Below are 16,563 nucleotides of genomic sequence, written 5' to 3'. Positions count from 1 at the left end.
CACTTCCCGACTCTAGTTTGTAGGTATGGTCTCGTAATTTGAAACTATTTTAAGATTATCGTAAGCTTCTTGGCTTAGGGTTTGTCCCTCTGCTTCCATTGCCATCCAAACAGCGCCCACAACCGGTTCTAAGCTTAATTTAACAACTGTTGCCTTTGGCGCAGCATCCTTAACAGCTTGTTCGATGTATTTATGAATGAAGATACCTTCGCCTCTTGTTACCACACTGCCTGCAAGAACAACATCGAATTGTTCATCTTTCATGCCAAGCCGCCCAATCACTGCAGTCGCAGACTTGCCCAATTCTTCCCCTTGAAATTGCAGAATTCGAAGTGCCACTTCATCATCTTGCTTAGCGGCTACAAATAGAAGCTTTGTTAGATGCAGCGGAATCGGCTTCTCGTGATCCATGAAATCATTAAACATGTCATCCACTGTAGAATATCCAAGCTCCTTAAGCACGAGATCAGTTAGTATTGTGGGGCGCTCGCGTCCATCCCAAGCACGAATGACAGAACGGAACGCCTCGACAGCCAATGTCCCTCCTCCGCCAAAATCGCCGAATGGATAGGTAAAGCCCCCACATTGATAAAAGTCCCCTTCTCGATTCTTCCCAGCGCTATTCGTGCCGCTTCCACATATCAATACAACACCGAAAGGCTGTGATGTACCTGCACGAAGCGCAATCATCGTATCGCAGTCGATTGCATACTTAGCAAATCCAAGTTCCTTGATTAAGGGGCGAAGCACCTCATAATCGATAGGTCGATCTGCGCCTGCTAATCCGAAAAAAGCAAATGAAATGTCTTCACGTGTTAAACTTGCCGCTTGCAAGGCCATTTCGACTGAGCTGGTAATATTGCTTCGCGCACGATCTACACCTAATTGGTGATTGCCATTGCCACTATGCCCTTTGCCAACAATACGTCCCTCTGCATCAGTTACTAGGGTATATGTTTTGCTGCCGCCAGCATCTACGCCTAAATAATACGTCATCTATGATGTCTCCTTGCTGTAGATTGTCTAATAACAAGCTCTGGCGTCAATTTAATCGTTTGATGCGTCTCCGTGAGTCCGTCAATCCAACGCATTAATTCATCTACGGCAGAACGCCCAAGTTCGTTAGCTGGTTGACGGACAGTTGTTAAATGCGGACGGAATTCCGAGGCAAAAATTTGATCATCGAATCCTACGATTGAAATATCTTTTGGTATTTGGTAGCCTACCATTTTACAAGCATCCATCAAGCCAAGTGCAATAAAATCGTCGGCCGCGAATACAGCTGTAGGCATTTTCTCGCCACGGATCCATCCCTCTGCAATATCATAGCCGGAGGATATGCTAAACTCAGCTTGCTGAATCCACAAGTCGTTCAAGCCCGCCTCCTGCATCGCGTAAATGTAACCTCGTTCCCGTTCAGCACTACTTAAGTAAGGCTTCGGACCTCGAATGTGAGCAATTTCCGTATGTCCAAGCTCAATCAAATGCTTGGTTGCCTCATAGCCCCCTTGGAAGTTATCCACAATTACCGATGAGACAGAATCATGCGTATGCTGATTATCAAGCAAAACAAAGGGGATTTGCTTTTTACGCAATTCATTCACATAAGCATCCTCATTCGTTGGAGACACTACGATTAATCCATCAACGCGATCCTCTTGAAATAACGACTTCTCGAAAGAGGCGAACACATCCGTTGAGATCGATAAAGCTAAGAAATAGCCTCTCTCTGCCAGTTGATCGTTCATTTCCTTCACAACGGCATCAAAGAACGAATCATTGAGCGTTGAGATCGCCACGCCGATGATACCGGTCTTCCCTCTAGCTAAGCTGCGGGCAGCGGCATTAGGCTGATAATCCAGATCTTTCATCGCCTGCAGAACCTTCTGTCTGTTCCCTTCTCTCACTGTACCTGCTTGATTAATCACGCGCGAGACAGTGACAACAGAAAGACCGCTTTTCTTTGCTACATCAAAAATACTTACTTTCATGTATTCAGCTCCTGTGATTCTCGCAAAAGTTTAAGCGCTTTAACTTTTATAAATAAATTATAATCGAAGCTCCTAGAATACACAAGTCTCGATTTCCATGCCCCTATAAACACACAAAAGAGAGTCCCGTATACGTTCATACAGGCTCTCTTCTATCCCAGCACACTATTCATTCTCACATCTCCAATAGAAGCATTTCTTGTCTCATCTCAATCAATTTGACTTTACTTTCCATCGCCGCCTTCGTATCTCCGGATGCGAGTGCATCTTGCAGGGTAGCTAGTTCATAATCAAGCTCCATGCGCAGAATAGGGATGCGCTCATCCGTCCTCTTCGATCTTAGTGCTTGCATGACTTCTTCTACGGTCACAGCAGGCTCCTTCTGATACAGCACCTTATGCTCGATTCCGCTAATCTCCACCATACGGATAATTTCTCCGAACATAATATTCTCAATGAGAATTTGCCGATCCTTAAATCTTTTTACAACCGCATGACCTCGTGTATCGCCGATCAGCTTCTCCATCATTTCAGCGAGCTTCTCATCCTTAAATGAGTAATTCCCAACAATCTTATACTTCTCGCCAATTCGTTCGAATTTCAGCTTAATCAACTTGCGTCCAGTCCGAATTGAAATAATAAATTGAAGTTCACTTTCATTCCAGTACAGAGAATATCCTTCTTGAATGAGTGCTTTAATGAAGTTCCGGATTAGCCGGCGATCAAATCGTAACTCTAGGTTGCAATACTCCACTTCATGACTCTTACTCACGGCAATCCCCTCCATAATTGGTGCATAATCATTTATTTAAATATTCAGACAACTTATGTTCTTACAGTTATCTTATTATGAATTCTATGTTTTAGCAACTTGGATTATGGATATTTTTTAAAAAGAAAACGCACAAAAAAGCCGATGCCTGTTTGCCATCAGCTACAGCCCACGTTCAAACGAATCTATGATTAATGCCAGCCCCAGAAAAATCCATCGCGTTCCCAAGCTGCTCTACCGCCATGTAATTTTTTGAAGATTTTCTTAACCTCTTTGGAAATGGCTTGATTTCCATTGTCATTGACATAAATAAATGATTCCCCAAAATGTTTAAGAATATAGTCAACGGCATCCTTCTGATACAAAATACCCGCCGATTTCAACTGATTGATCATCCACTCTGCAACCTCGTTAGCTGTCATCTTATTACCATGCTCCCTTCTCTGTCCATTTCCTCATTGTACCACATATCCTTATAAAATCCGCACCTGACTAAGGGCATTCGCACAATCACCTATAATGTCCCGTATAGCCCATGCCTTCCCACACTTAAAGCCATATGCTATCTGGAAAGCCGATGAACAGGTCTTAGAAAGAGAGGGTGAATCAAATGGGTTATGGCGTAGCAGGTGTTGGCGGTGCTTGTGGAGTTGGTGTTGGACATTCTTCTGCAGCAATCTTGGTTCTTTTCATCTTACTGGTTATTATAACTAGCGCTTTCGTTATTTAATACTCATCCGATACGAAAGGGCAGCCCATTCAGCTTGGGCTGCCCTTTTAGTTGAATTTAACTTATATCACCCTCCGCAGGCTTGAGAATGACTGATCCAACACTCATTAGAATCAGTGCGAACAACGAAAGCACCCCCATATTCATCCACATATGGGACAGTGGTTGACCTGACGCCATGCGCACTATCGCATCAATCGCCCACTTTTGCGGAACAAAGTTGGCGAGCTTCTGCATCCATTCCGGCATCAAGCTAACAGGCCAGAAGCATCCCCCCAGCATGCATGTCGGGGTAACAATGAGCGAGTTAATCACGTTCAAATTGGTCGCATTTTTGACCAAACTCGCGACAGCACTTGCAATCCCCATACTTGCAAGCAAGAAGAATTCTAAGATGACAAACTGGGAAACGAATGGTAGACCGTACTCATACCCCGTGACATACCTCGTAATCAAGAGGATAACAAGCACTTGAAGCGTTCCTACAACAAAGCTTCCCAAGAAATTTCCAAGTACGATTTCAAAGGCACGAACAGGTGCCGTGTATGTTCTTGCCAACGTACGAAGTCTTCGATCTTCCATAATGAGGGAAACGGAGTGATTGATTAATCCCATCATAAAGATCAGCATGAATCCAACAACGAGATGACTGTTAGGATTCGTATACAAATTCATGTCCGTGATTTCAAGCTTCACTTGATGCTTTTGAATTTGTGCGATTGTATGCTCGACTGCATGTCGTAAATCAGCCTCTTTCAGTCCTTGTTTACTATATAAGGCAATCGTATTTTGGTAGCCCGATAAGATATCATCTAGATTCAATTTGAGCGTAATTGTCGCTTCATTCTTATTCAGTTGATACATATCAACCTGCGGCAAAGAGCCCGTCAGTAACGCCTCACTAAAGCCTGCAGGAATGATGAATCCGGCATTGACTTTCTGCTTAATAATATCGTTTTTGAGCTCAGCTTCAGATTCGGTCACTTGCAACCGATAATCCGGAAGCGCACGAAGTTCTTGCTCCACTTGTGTGCCAATTGTTCCTTGGTCCAAATTCAGATAGGCAATGTCGACTCGGTTCTCGCTTTGTTTACCAAGGACACCAATGATCAACGAGACCGCTGCAGCAGGAATCACCAAATACATGAGGAACCCTTTTCTTTGAAAGAGTGAACGGCGCAGCATGTTGAGCGCGATCGTTAAACTATTCATGATATCCCCCTTTTCGGTAAATAAGTAGAGCCATAAGCAACATACCCACACTGATACAGCCTAGAATTAAAAGATGATGCCCTATAATCGCGGAATCACTTCCCAGCATGAGATGAAACATACTTTGCATCCCCCAATAATTCAGTGTAAATGAGCCGAGTTGCTTCAGAAAACCGTCCGGTAGCGGTGTGAAGCCTCCACTTAAGAAGGTCATGATCAGAATAACCATTTGAAAGGTTGTCGAGATCGTTTTATCCGATTTGGAAATGAGCATAACTACGATCGCTAAGCTCATAGAAGCGACGATGATACATAAACAAATAAGAAATAGCATCAGTAAGTGCGATCCCCAATCAACACCGTAGAATAGCATCGTAGCTCCTACAATGACCGCAGCCTGGCCGATGGAGATCAAGATATTACCGATAATTTTACCCAGAATAATTTGGTATTCCTGAAGAGGCATCGCGTTTAAACGGGATAACGTGTGATTCTCCTTTTCACGCTGTAAGCTATTTGCCGCCATCATCCCCGAATATAATAAAAACATGATTAACATCGACGCCGCGTAGTATTGCATGGCTGTATAATTGGCATTTGATGCTATCAGTTGGCCGATATGAACAAAGGAAGAGCTTGCAGCAGCCGTTTGAGCGGCCACTCCGGTTTCTTGCTTCTTCGTTTCTTCCAAAGCTCCCGCACTTGCTGTAAGTTGAAAAGCTTGGTTCTGATTCACTTTGTCTAAGAAAGATCGAAATACCATTTGAGCCGTTAGATTTTGCAAATAATCATGACCTAATATCATTTCCCATTGGGCTGAATTTCCTGCCATTACCTGAGCGCTGAAATCGCTTGGGATCAATAAAGCAAATTCCGAATCACCGTCTTTTAACCGTTGAACAGCTTCAACACGTGATGAAATAACATTCGTTCGAAGGAGCTTATTCATCTCTGGCGCTGCTAAGAAGCTTTGAAAGCTATCACGGAGGACCCCCGTATCCAATTGAACGATATCTACCTCCACTGGTTTTAACGTTTTATCCTCTATCTTGAACGCGTCTGAGAGCGCCGAACCCAAAATGAAAATTAACAGGAGCGGCATTACAAACTGAATCAGTAATACGTAGCGCATCCGAAGCTTTCTCAGAATTTCATACTTGGCAATGGTCCACATTGGCATGCTGATCTCCTCCTAATCTCTCAAGGTTCTTCCGGTCAAAGACAGGAACAATGCCTCTAGATCAGGCTCCACCTGCGTGAGCGTTTGAATCTTCACATGATGCTTAGACAGAATGAAGAGAATATCTTGTAAATAACTTTGCGATGCCCCCACGATAAGTTCCAGAGTCTGTTCACTTACAGTCACCTGATTTATCCACGGATGCTCTCTTAACTCTTTGACCGCTTGGTCAGCGAGGTTCGTTACTTGAAGTACAACTTTATTGTCTTGTGCAACCTTACTGCGCAGCTCCTCTTGCGTGCCGCAAGCGATGAGATGACCGTGGTCCATAATGCCAACTCTCGTCGAAATTGCCGATACTTCCTCCATATAATGGGAGGTATAAATGATCGTCGAACCCATGCGATTCAATTCTCGTACCGATTCCAGAATATGATTACGTGATTGAGGATCAATCCCGACCGTAGGTTCATCCATGATAATGAGCTTCGGGTGATGCATGATCGCGCAGGCGATATTTAGTCTTCGCTTCATGCCACCGGAGAAGGAGCTTGGTTTATCATTTGCACGATCCAGCAATCCAACAAAGGACAGTGACTCCTCAACTCTTTCCTTTAGCAGCTTGCCTCTCAATCCATACAACTTAGCGAAAAATGTTACATTCTCCCTTGCGGTGAGGTTTTCGAATATCGCTAATTCTTGGGGCACCAACCCCAGATTACGTTTGACTTCCAAGGGATCCTTTGCAACCGATCTGCCCTCCACAAGGACCTCACCCTGATCGATTTTCAGCAACCCGCTCAACATTTTGATTGTTGTGCTTTTCCCCGCTCCATTAGGCCCTAACAGACCGAAAACTTCCCCTTCTCGAATCGTCAGATTCAAATGATCGACAGAAATGCGATCGTCATATTTCTTAACCACATTTTTCAATTGAACAAAGCTCATCCGTTCCTCTCCCTCTCTCCAATGCACTTATTACCGTAATTGTACGCATTTGCAAACACTATGACAGGTAGAAGAAGTCATTTTGCAAGGTGACTAAAGTCATTTTCTTTCACCTACACGTGTTAAGCACCTTAAAACGTATGCTATACTTTCTTAAACAACTGCCAGATAAAGGATGGGAACCACGCTTGACACGACAACTCATTCTCACTCGCAATATACTCATTCTCATCCCCGCGATCGCCTCCATGTATTTGGAAACCTACACATCGAATGAGACCTACGTACTTTTCGTTCTCCTGTTCCTTGCAATGACAGAATGGCGACGAACACGCTTCTCTAACACGATGTGGCTTCTTCTTTTAGAAATCGGATGCACGGGTTGGATGAGCTATCATTATCATGGAATATGGTTTATTTCTTTCTTTTCAACACTCATGACTTTTCTAATAAACAAACATCAGCAGTTGGAAATCCGTGTACTGATCTTACAGCTTCTTGTACTGAATCTGTCTTTATACAGTCAGCCCTACAGCACTTACATCATTGCTAATGTGATCTTTGTCGCGTTCGCTTTAGTCCTTTTTCAACTACAGCGGACAAAGCAAACGAAAGAGGATGTCGAGCTTCTCTATGATCAGCTCCGGAAACAGCACTATGCGTTGGATGATGCCCGCCTCCAATTAATGGATTATGCCCGAAAGGTAGAGAACATCGCTCAAACGGAAGAACGCAACCGCATTTCACATGATCTACATGATGATTTGGGGCATAAGCTCATTCGTCTCAAAATGATGATGGAAGCCTCACTCTCGATCCTTCCAACTCAGCCAAGGAAAGGAATCGAAATGTTAGGAACTGTTCGTGACCAGCTTGGGGAAAGTATGGAACTCCTCCGTTCAACTGTGCGGCGATTGAAGCCTAATGAACTTGCCTTGCAAAGTTATTCCTTACATAAGTTGATTGATGGTCTTACGCGAGAGAACGGCATTCACATTGAGATCGATATCCAAGGAATGCCATATGATCTGTACCCCAGCCTTGAGTTCATTCTCTATCGCAATGCACAGGAAGCCATATCGAATGCGATTCGACACGGTGCTGCGACTCACATTTATATCACTTTATTGTACTCGCCTAATCAAGTGACAATGGATATTGCGAACAATGGGCAAAGACCAACCGGACCGACGTCGAAGGGTTTAGGACTTTCTGGCATGGAAGAACGAAGTAAGGTTATCGGGGGTCAACTTTATATAACCATTGAGAATCAATACACGATTACCACGGTATTGCCAACATTTCGCCATAAAGATGCTAACTAGAGAGGATTGACTGTTGATGATTCATGTACTTATAACGGACGATGATCCTTTTATTCGTGAAAGCTTGCAATTAATTATTGGACTTGATCCTGAAATAACCGTCGTCGGTACCTGCACAAACGGAGATGAAGCCCTCTCTTTTATTCAAAATGGGGCGCATGTAGATGTAGTTCTCATGGATATTCGAATGCCGCAATGTGATGGTGTCCAAGGTACGAAACAGATCAAAGAAGCGTTTCCCGATATCGCGATACTGATTCTGACAACCTTTGATGATGATGCGTATATCATTCAAGCTTTGCGAAATGGAGCAAGTGGTTATTTATTAAAAAATATTTCTCCAGATCGTATTATCCAAGGTATCAAGACGATTAAGCAAGGAAATTTGCTGATTCATCCCGAAATTGCGAAGAAACTGACCACTTTCATTCAAGCTGCGCCTGCCCAGTCTGAACCTTCTTCCAATCCACTTACGGGTTATGGTTTAACTACTAATGAATTAACGGTTATTACGAAAATCTCCGAGGGCTTATCGAATAAAGAAATCGCCCAGGAACTATTCCTGAGCGAAGGTACAGTGAAGAACTATATAACTGAAATTTTAGGTAAACTAAATCTACGTGATCGAACGCAAATTGCTATTTTATATTTGAAAAGCCAAACAAGGTCGGGCAATTAGTTGCTTACTTCCCAGCCTGGATATCTTCTTTGGAAGAGCTTCCTACCGAGTAATCCAACGTCGAATCGGTTTTGGTAGTTTGATTTAACTTGATGGTCGTTCGATAGAAATGGCCATTATCAGAGAGCAAATAGCTGTATGTATTTTCTTCCGTCAATTTATCTAGGATAATGGGACTCGAAGTAAAAATGACATCATTAATTTTCAAATAGCGGAATTGCTCCACAAACTCTTTCAATACTTTCAGCTTAATCGGATCTTTCTCCCCAGTTACAACGAGTGGTTCGAAATTCGAATAAGACATTTGCGGGGGCTCGTTCCCCCAAGCATTCTTCAATTCTGCCTCGCTCACATACAATTGCCCTGTATACTTCTCCTTCGCTTTCCGCAAGCCTTCCGTACGAATGCCCATCCGCTCAATATCAACTAACCGATAATACGTTTGATCCGCCATATTGATCAGCACGGGATAGGTAGCCCCGCGATAATCCATAAATTGCGCATACGGAAATTGCAAAACAATTTCGGAATAGTTCGTTTGATTACCCTCCGTTGGCTGCGTTGGATTCACCCTGGAATTCACATAGATGGTTTTGGTGCTCTCCGTCCAATTAACAATTGCGCCCAGATAACCAGCCAGTTCTTTCACAGGCAAATAGCTCGAATTATTATAAATCAATGGCGGATTTGCAAGCTGAACGGCTTGTCCATTGACGACGACCTTATAATCACTTCGAAGATACGCGTCGACACGCTGCAGCACATCTTGTGCATACACACCTGCGCCAAAGCAAGTCCCCATTAGTGTCCCGATGATTGCAACTTTTGACCATTTCGGCATCTTCTTCATTCGTTGTCCTCCTGTACCTTACATAGTTCGCTGTATGAAACATTCGACAAATCCCTGAATTCCCCTGCTTCATCCGACAAAATCAGCTTTATGACCTATGGAACCATGTCAACGAAACTCGCAATCAATTGCGGGAAGGGATAATATGCTTTAGAATAGTTGAAAAACAAGCATGTGAAATGAGGACCTCCTACAATGAGTTTTACTGGATTTACACAACACGATTTCGATACCTTCGCCATCGAAGGCTTAGACGGACGTATGGCAGCCATTCGCGAGCGAATTCAACCTAAATTTAAAGCGTTGGGCGATCGGTTAGCCGCAGAATTATCCGTGCAAGCTGGAACTGAAATGTTCCTTCATATTGCCAAGCATTTGCGTCGTAAAATCAATCCACCTGTTGACACTTGGATGGCTATTTGCCCTAATAAACGCGGCTACAAGCAGGTGCCTCACTTCCAAGTTGGACTCTTCGATGATCGTGTATTTATATGGCTTGCACTTATTTACGAGCTTCCGAACAAAGGCAATATCGCAACGACCTATATGAACAATTTAAAAAAGATTCGAAGTGAAATCCCTGCTGATTTCCTACTCTCTTTTGATCATATGAAAAAAGAGGCTACCCCCGTGTCTACGCTCGGCACAAAGGGCTGGAACGAAGCTCTTATTCGCTTCCGTGATGTCAAAAAAGCCGAGCTTCTCATCGGCAGAAATCTCAGCTTCGATGACCCTGTTTTGACAAATCCCGCTGAGTTGGAGCTCTTAATCGAACAGACCTTCCAAAAGCTGCTTCCTCTGTACAAGCTTGCTGTGGATACCCCATCGCTCTAATTCAGCAAAAATTTATATTAAATTAAGGTTAATTTCAACTAAAATGAGGCTTTCCTGCACAGACTATGTCCTGTAATTCCCAATAAACAGGAAAGGAGGCCTCGAAACGAATGAAAACAACAAACATGCGAAAGCTACTTATCAGCTCTATCGCTCTATCTTGTATCTTGGGAGGAAGTCTTACTGCTTTCGCCCAAAACCCGGATTCCGACGAGCAGCCAACTTTACAATTACAAGCTGACGAGAAAGGACATGACGGTCAACACAAGCGTAAGTGGCCGATCATTGAAGAGTCCGCCACAGTTATCGGTGTGGACAAAGAAGTCCTCTTCAAATCACTGAAGAGCGGTAAAAGCATTGTTGAAGCTGCCGCAGAGAAAGGAATCTCGGAAGCCGATTTAACCGCTAAGCTCCAACAGCTGCGAACAACCAAGATTGAAGCTGCCGTGAAAGACGGCAAGCTGACAGCAGATCAAGGCGAGCATATGAAGCAAAAGCTCGGCGAGCATTTGAAGTTCATTCTCAATGAGAAGAACCTGTTAGCTCATCATCCTGGACACGGCAAGCACAAATTCGGCTTGAAACCAGACACGGAGAAGCTCGCAAAGTCGCTTGGTATGAGTAAGGATGAACTTCGCACGCAGCTGCATGCTGGGAAGTCATTAACAGAGATTGCGCAGGCGAAGGGCATTTCGAAGGACAAGCTCGTGGTATCCATCAAGGATCAATTAACACCTTCCATTGAGAAATGGGTTGATCACAAAATGGAACCGAAATCGAAGAAGTAAGTTTCATGAGAGTAACAGGAGGGGCATTCTACGGAATGCCTCTTTGTTTGCATAATTATTATATAAAATGAGTGATTACTCACTTCTTAATGGCATAGAAATGTCGTAAGATGAGTTTAGTATCATCAGTGAGTGATTACTCACTTTATTATTATATTGAGAGAGGTGCCCGCTATGACCACCGCCACATCGATTCAAGTCCAAGGGGTCAGCAAGCAATTTGGTGAAAAAGTTGTATTGAAGGATATCACGCTTGCTGTACCAGGTGCACAAATTTTCGGACTCCTTGGGCCATCTGGTTCGGGTAAAACAACACTCGTACGCATGATCGCAGGTATTGATGCCCCCACATCCGGTGAGGTAACCGTGCTCGGGCAGAAGATGCCACAGCTTGCAATGCTTTCCCAAATTGGCTATATGGCGCAGTCAGATGCCTTATATACCGAGTTAACTGCGCAAGAGAACCTCGCATTCTTCGCAGCCTTATACGGGCTCAAAGGAACCAAATGTAAACAGCGCATTCAAGCTGTCATGGAGCTCGTTGATTTAGGCGACCATTTGAAGAAGCAAGTTAGCCACTATTCTGGGGGCATGAAGCGGCGTTTATCTCTTGCCATTTCCTTGCTGCATGAACCCAGCATACTTATTCTTGATGAGCCTACCGTTGGGATAGACCCTGTTTTACGTAAATCAATTTGGCAAGAGTTAGCAAATCTGAGCCTTAAGGGAACGACCATCCTCTTGACGACACATGTCATGGATGAAGCGGACAAATGTCATCAGCTAGGCATGATTCGAGACGGGAGACTCACCGCTATAGGTACGCCTGAGGAGTTAAAAAGCGCCACCTCTTCCTCCACGATTGAAGAAGCATTCTTAGTATATGGAGGTGCTGGGGCATGAGAATTCGCGCTATTGTTATTCGCATACTTCGCCAATTTTTCCATGATAAACGCACCCTCATGATGATGTTGGTTGCCCCAATGCTTATTCTGTTCATGATGTCATTAGTATTCAATGGCAACACCTATGTCCCTATGCTTGGAGCTGTGAATGTCCCAGCTCCACTCATTCAGAAGCTGCAGGATCTGAACGCAGAGGTTACAGTCTACTCCGCCGTAGAAGCCCAAACGGAGTTAGACAATGTCAAGCTAGACGCTGTGCTCGTTATGAATGGAACAACACCGCAATTGACTCTCGAAGGCAGTGATCCTAGCAAGAACAAAGCTGTGCTCTTCTTGCTGCAAAAAGCTTTACAAAGCGCTGCCCCTGCTGGCGCTGCCCCTGCTGGCGCTGTCACAGCTCTCGCGCCAACCATTACGTATTTGCACGGTGCAGCTGATATGGCCGCTTTTGATAATTTCGGACCGGTCCTTATTGGATTCTTCGTCTTCTTTTTCGTCTTCCTGCTTTCAGGTGTGTCCTTCCTTCGTGAACGTACTGGCGGCACCTTGGAACGACTTCTCGCTACACCATTGCGACGGTGGGAGATCGTCGTTGGGTACATCCTTGGCTTCGGGATCTTCACTACCTTGCAGGCTACACTCATTGCTTGGTTTGCAACAAGCGTACTCGGTCTTATGATGGTTGGCTCGTTCTGGTATGTGTTGATAATCACACTGTTACTTGCCCTTGCTGCGCTTTCCTTGGGAACGCTGATTTCTGCCTTTGCTAATAATGAGTTCCAAATGATTCAGTTCATTCCTCTCATCATCGTGCCGCAAGTTTTCTTCTCCGGCTTGTTCAGCTTGGATACGATGTCAGTGTACCTACGTTGGATCGGTCATTTGATGCCGCTGTATTATGGCGCTGATGCCCTGCGAAATATTATGATTCGCGGCGCAGGCTGGGACCGTATTTGGCTTGATGTGCTCGTCCTTACTTCATTCACTCTCGTCTTTATGATCTTGAATATTGTGGCATTGAAGAAGCATCGTAAGATATAATGGATGGATGTCTCTGAGAAGAAAAAGAGGTGAATGCAATGTCCGATATCGAGCCATGGTTAACTGAACTGCTGCGTCTGAACGACGAAGAAGAGAAAATGACCGATAAACAGATTAAGATTGTTCAAGCGGCCGTGGAGATTTTCTCTGAAAAAGGTTTTGCAGGCTCCTCAACGAGCGAGATTGCCCAGAAGGCTGGCGTCGCGGAAGGCACGATCTTTCGTCATTACAAAACGAAAAAAGAGCTGCTCCTCTCGATCGTAGCTCCCATGATGACCAAGCTCATTGCTCCGTTCGCGGTTAAAGATTTTACAAAGGTCTTGGAAGCTGAATATCCAAGTGTTGAACAATTCTTACGCGCGATTACCGTTAATCGGTTAGAATTTGCTCGCAAGCATTTTCCTGTGATCAAAATCTTCCTGCATGAAATCCCGTTCCACACCGAGCTGCGTGAACAATTTAAAGAAACGGTGGCTGTTCTTGTGCTGGAAAAAGCATATAAAGCGATTCGACATTTCCAGAAGCAGGGTCAAATCATTGATCTCCCCACGCCCACTACGATGCGGCTGATCGTTTCCACGATTTTTGGGTTTCTCATTACCCGTTTTCTACTTGTTCCCGATGCCGAGTGGGATGAAGAGAAAGAAATCGACTATACCGTCAAATTCATTATGTACGGTTTATCACCTCGTGTATAACAAGTTGCATGGTCAAAAAAAAGCTGCACACCGTTCTCCCTTGGAGAAACCGGTGTGCAGCTTTTTCAACGTCCTAGACCGCTCGCTGCGCGGTAGTTTGGCGATCAACCATAATGAAGCGCTGCAGCAGTAAGATCGCAGCTAGGCAGAGCACGCCGCCGATGATGAACGGCAGCGAGTGCGCGATCGCGAACACCGCTCCGCCAAGGAGTGGGCCCGCGATGCGGCCCAGGCTGTCCATGGAGGAGCTGAGCCCTGTCGCGACGCCTTGCCCCACCTTCGTACGCTGTGTAATCAGCGACGTCACACACGGTCTGATCAGCGCATTCCCTGCGCCGAAGACCGATAAGTAAATTGCAGCTGTGACCACGCTGCTTGAGTACAGCAGCAGGAAGAAGCCTGCTGCGGAGAGCGCTAGCCCGACGCCGATGACGAACTGCTCGGCGCCTTGCTTGACTAGGCGGCGAACGACGCCGCCCTGGATCAGGGCGCCGACGATGCCGCTCGCCAGGAACATCATCCCAATGTCAAACGGCGTGGCGCCGATTTTGTCCATTTGAAAATACTGAAGCGTGGCTTCAAGTCCTGCCAAAGTGAACGAGACGAAAAACGATAATACGTACAGATATTTAGAAGCACCGTCAAATGCGGTCCAGCGCGAAGGAGCTTTTTCCTTCGCGGATCTCCGCTTGTCCACCGTCAAGGATTCTTTTAGAATCGCAGCTGCAAATAAGAAGGAAGCAAATGCAAGCGCGGCAGCCACGAAGAAAGGCGTGTAAGTTCCCCATTTGCTAACAATACCGCCGACTGCCGGTCCGAAGATAAAGCCTAAGCCAATCGACATCCCCACCATGCCCATACCCTTGGTCCGATTCTCTGCCGTCGTAATATCCGCTACATAAGCAACTGCACAAGCCGTCGCCGCGCCTGAGAATAAGCCGCCTAGAATACGGGACACATACATGATCCATAAATGATCATTGGCAAAGCCGAAAATTAAAAAGCTTACACTGAAGCCTAGTAGTCCGATTAGGATAATCGGTCTACGGCCTATTCGATCCGATAAGCTTCCCCAGATCGGAGACATCAAGAATGAAGCTGCAGAATACACCGATAAGAGTAATGCGTTATGAAACTTCGCTCCTACTCCACTCACGACTTCTGGCAGCACAGGAATGATAATTCCGAATCCGATAAAGATCGTCATCAGCAACAGCATGATGATTCCAATCTGTTTATTCATGATGCGTTAAGCCTCCAAACCAATTCTTTTCCCTTATCGTACCATACCTTTTTTGGGGATGGAAATGAACATTTGAAGAACAAGCAGCCCTATGAGTACAAATCCGCTCATTAAGAATGGCGCATGATATCCATAAACGTCCCACAGTTTGCCAGATACGATAGGACCTACGATCATCCCAAGTCCTTCAATCGTGAGGAAAAAGCCCCATACTGCCCCTCTCTTCTCCGGTGGAATAGCCGAAGCAATCAGTGCATTCCATGATGGAATAATGAATGCATAGCCTATACCAAGCGCGGCTACAAGGAAGTACAATATCCCCATTGATTTCGCATAGGTAAACAGCAACAAAGAGGCCGAACTAAGCGAGAATCCAATCAGCAGAAAGGGACGAATGCCAACTCGGTCCACCATTTTGCCCATCGGAATAAGAAATATGACAGTCACCGCACCTCCAGCGATTAAGAACAAACTGTACTGAAAGGAAGATAGGTGCAGTACTTCTCTGGCATACAGCGTTAGAATGGGTGTTAGGATGCCTAAAGCGAACGTCTGTGCAAACATGGCGGGAAACATCAAAGGACTAACCGACATCGATTTACGAACCTCGGTTAGATAGGTAGATACTTTTTGTAACCGTGTTTGCCCTTTTTCCACTTGCGACCGTATTGCCGCCTTCTCCCCTACACGACCACCATTCGGCACGCTCACTCCCTGCTTTCGTGGTAGCATAAGAGCGACAAGGACGACCAGCGTCATACAGCCAATTAGCATCTTGAATGCAAAGGCATAGTTATTTTCATCTACGAAGAAATTAATCGCCACTGGACCTAGCCCAACGCCTGACAACCACGCCATATAAACCACGCTCATGATCGTAGCTTTACCCTCATCGCCTGCAACCTCTGTCGTTCCCGTGATCACACAGGGCCACAAAGGTGCGGTTCCGAATCCAAGCAGTGCACAGCCGATAATCATCCATATATATTGGGACGTTATTGCCATGATAATGACCGATAAGAAGGTCAACAAAACGCCTGTAAGCATGGTTACTCGATAACCCAGCTTATCAATGATCCATCCCACAGGTGTGCGTAATACATTATCGCCAATATACTGGGCAGCAAGCGTCCAGCCAATAATAAAAGCCGAGGCACCGAGGGTTGTTTTCATATATACCGGTAAAATCGTTAAAAGCAAAGCACCCTTTACAAATTCGACAACAAACATAATAATTAACAATTCCATCACAAATGGGGAAAATAACCGACTTTTTCGCCATTTTTGCATCCAAATCATCCAATTTCTCCTTTTATTTGCCTATTTACACGCCATGCTGTTAGTTTGACCCCATTTGGAGCAAACTA

18 protein-coding genes are annotated in these 16,563 nt (G+C 45.0%); 8 read left to right on the top strand and 10 right to left on the bottom strand.

Annotated features, from left to right (window positions below; all coding sequences use genetic code 11):
- Positions 1-12 precede the first annotated feature (12 nt).
- The 4 genes from AC58P7_RS07615 to AC58P7_RS07600 form a co-directional block, all read right to left on the bottom strand.
- Positions 13-996 (bottom strand): N-acetylglucosamine kinase, encoded by a 984-nt coding sequence (locus AC58P7_RS07615; RefSeq protein WP_497341408.1) that lies wholly within the window; start codon positions 994-996, stop codon positions 13-15.
- The gene (locus AC58P7_RS07610; RefSeq protein WP_497341406.1) at positions 993-1,991 is read right to left on the bottom strand and encodes a LacI family DNA-binding transcriptional regulator; all 999 of its coding nucleotides are present in this window, start codon (positions 1,989-1,991) and stop codon (positions 993-995) included. Before AC58P7_RS07610 ends, AC58P7_RS07615 begins: the two co-directional genes overlap by 4 nt.
- 175 nt (positions 1,992-2,166) lie before the next feature.
- Positions 2,167-2,763 (bottom strand): YkzI domain-containing protein, encoded by a 597-nt coding sequence (locus tag AC58P7_RS07605; RefSeq protein WP_497341404.1) that lies wholly within the window; start codon positions 2,761-2,763, stop codon positions 2,167-2,169.
- 191 nt (positions 2,764-2,954) lie between these two features.
- Positions 2,955-3,185 carry a DUF6953 family protein gene (locus tag AC58P7_RS07600; protein ID WP_497341402.1) on the bottom strand — a complete coding sequence of 77 codons (231 nt, stop codon included), beginning with the start codon at positions 3,183-3,185 and terminating at the stop codon, positions 2,955-2,957.
- A 188-nt stretch (positions 3,186-3,373) separates the two neighbouring features.
- Between AC58P7_RS07600 and AC58P7_RS07595 the strand changes: the two genes are divergently transcribed.
- On the top strand, positions 3,374-3,493 hold the full coding sequence (locus tag AC58P7_RS07595; RefSeq protein WP_497341400.1) for a YjcZ family sporulation protein: 120 nt from the start codon (positions 3,374-3,376) through the stop codon (positions 3,491-3,493).
- Between the two features lie 57 nt (positions 3,494-3,550).
- Here AC58P7_RS07595 and AC58P7_RS07590 read toward each other — a convergent pair whose 3' ends face one another.
- The 3 genes from AC58P7_RS07590 to AC58P7_RS07580 are packed head-to-tail and all read right to left on the bottom strand — an operon-like array spanning position 3,551 to position 6,833.
- Positions 3,551-4,705 carry an ABC transporter permease gene (locus AC58P7_RS07590; RefSeq protein ID WP_497341398.1) on the bottom strand — a complete coding sequence of 385 codons (1,155 nt, stop codon included), beginning with the start codon at positions 4,703-4,705 and terminating at the stop codon, positions 3,551-3,553.
- Positions 4,698-5,885 (bottom strand): ABC transporter permease, encoded by a 1,188-nt coding sequence (locus AC58P7_RS07585; RefSeq protein ID WP_497341396.1) that lies wholly within the window; start codon positions 5,883-5,885, stop codon positions 4,698-4,700. The genes AC58P7_RS07590 and AC58P7_RS07585 overlap by 8 nt, the downstream gene beginning before the upstream one ends.
- A 12-nt stretch (positions 5,886-5,897) precedes the next feature.
- Complete coding sequence (locus AC58P7_RS07580) at positions 5,898-6,833, bottom strand: ABC transporter ATP-binding protein (RefSeq protein WP_497341394.1); 936 nt, start codon at positions 6,831-6,833, stop codon at positions 5,898-5,900.
- 188 nt (positions 6,834-7,021) lie between these two features.
- Here AC58P7_RS07580 and AC58P7_RS07575 point away from each other — a divergent pair, with 188 nt between their 5' ends.
- Positions 7,022-8,158, top strand: a complete 1,137-nt coding sequence (locus AC58P7_RS07575) for a sensor histidine kinase (RefSeq protein ID WP_497341392.1) — start codon at positions 7,022-7,024, stop codon at positions 8,156-8,158.
- 16 nt (positions 8,159-8,174) lie between these two features.
- Positions 8,175-8,837, top strand: a complete 663-nt coding sequence (locus tag AC58P7_RS07570) for a response regulator transcription factor (protein ID WP_497341390.1) — start codon at positions 8,175-8,177, stop codon at positions 8,835-8,837.
- Positions 8,838-8,841: 4 nt separating this feature from the next.
- On the opposite strand, the gene AC58P7_RS07565 is transcribed toward AC58P7_RS07570, so the two are convergent.
- Positions 8,842-9,687 (bottom strand): stalk domain-containing protein, encoded by an 846-nt coding sequence (locus AC58P7_RS07565; protein WP_497341388.1) that lies wholly within the window; start codon positions 9,685-9,687, stop codon positions 8,842-8,844.
- 195 nt (positions 9,688-9,882) lie between these two features.
- Here AC58P7_RS07565 and AC58P7_RS07560 point away from each other — a divergent pair, with 195 nt between their 5' ends.
- The 5 genes from AC58P7_RS07560 (at position 9,883) to AC58P7_RS07540 (ending at position 13,953) form a co-directional block, all read left to right on the top strand.
- Complete coding sequence (locus AC58P7_RS07560) at positions 9,883-10,521, top strand: DUF1054 domain-containing protein (RefSeq protein ID WP_497341386.1); 639 nt, start codon at positions 9,883-9,885, stop codon at positions 10,519-10,521.
- Between the two features lie 110 nt (positions 10,522-10,631).
- Entirely contained in the window at positions 10,632-11,309 is a 678-nt protein-coding gene (locus AC58P7_RS07555) for a hypothetical protein (RefSeq protein WP_497341384.1), read from the top strand.
- Between the two features lie 174 nt (positions 11,310-11,483).
- Complete coding sequence (locus AC58P7_RS07550; RefSeq protein WP_497341382.1) at positions 11,484-12,212, top strand: ABC transporter ATP-binding protein; 729 nt, start codon at positions 11,484-11,486, stop codon at positions 12,210-12,212.
- On the top strand, positions 12,209-13,255 hold the full coding sequence (locus tag AC58P7_RS07545; protein ID WP_497341380.1) for an ABC transporter permease: 1,047 nt from the start codon (positions 12,209-12,211) through the stop codon (positions 13,253-13,255). Before AC58P7_RS07550 ends, AC58P7_RS07545 begins: the two co-directional genes overlap by 4 nt.
- Before the next feature lie 38 nt (positions 13,256-13,293).
- The gene (locus AC58P7_RS07540) at positions 13,294-13,953 is read left to right on the top strand and encodes a TetR/AcrR family transcriptional regulator (protein ID WP_497341378.1); all 660 of its coding nucleotides are present in this window, start codon (positions 13,294-13,296) and stop codon (positions 13,951-13,953) included.
- 73 nt (positions 13,954-14,026) lie between these two features.
- Here AC58P7_RS07540 and AC58P7_RS07535 read toward each other — a convergent pair whose 3' ends face one another.
- Together AC58P7_RS07535 and AC58P7_RS07530 are read right to left on the bottom strand one after the other, a co-directional pair.
- The gene (locus tag AC58P7_RS07535) at positions 14,027-15,196 is read right to left on the bottom strand and encodes an MFS transporter (RefSeq protein ID WP_497341376.1); all 1,170 of its coding nucleotides are present in this window, start codon (positions 15,194-15,196) and stop codon (positions 14,027-14,029) included.
- A 33-nt stretch (positions 15,197-15,229) separates the two neighbouring features.
- Positions 15,230-16,495 (bottom strand): MFS transporter, encoded by a 1,266-nt coding sequence (locus tag AC58P7_RS07530; RefSeq protein WP_497341374.1) that lies wholly within the window; start codon positions 16,493-16,495, stop codon positions 15,230-15,232.
- Positions 16,496-16,563 lie beyond the last annotated feature (68 nt).

The organism is Paenibacillus sp. J22FR5 (genome assembly GCF_059691975.1).
Note: the sequence above shows the minus strand (reverse complement) of the source record. Positions and strands in the feature narration are given on the sequence as shown.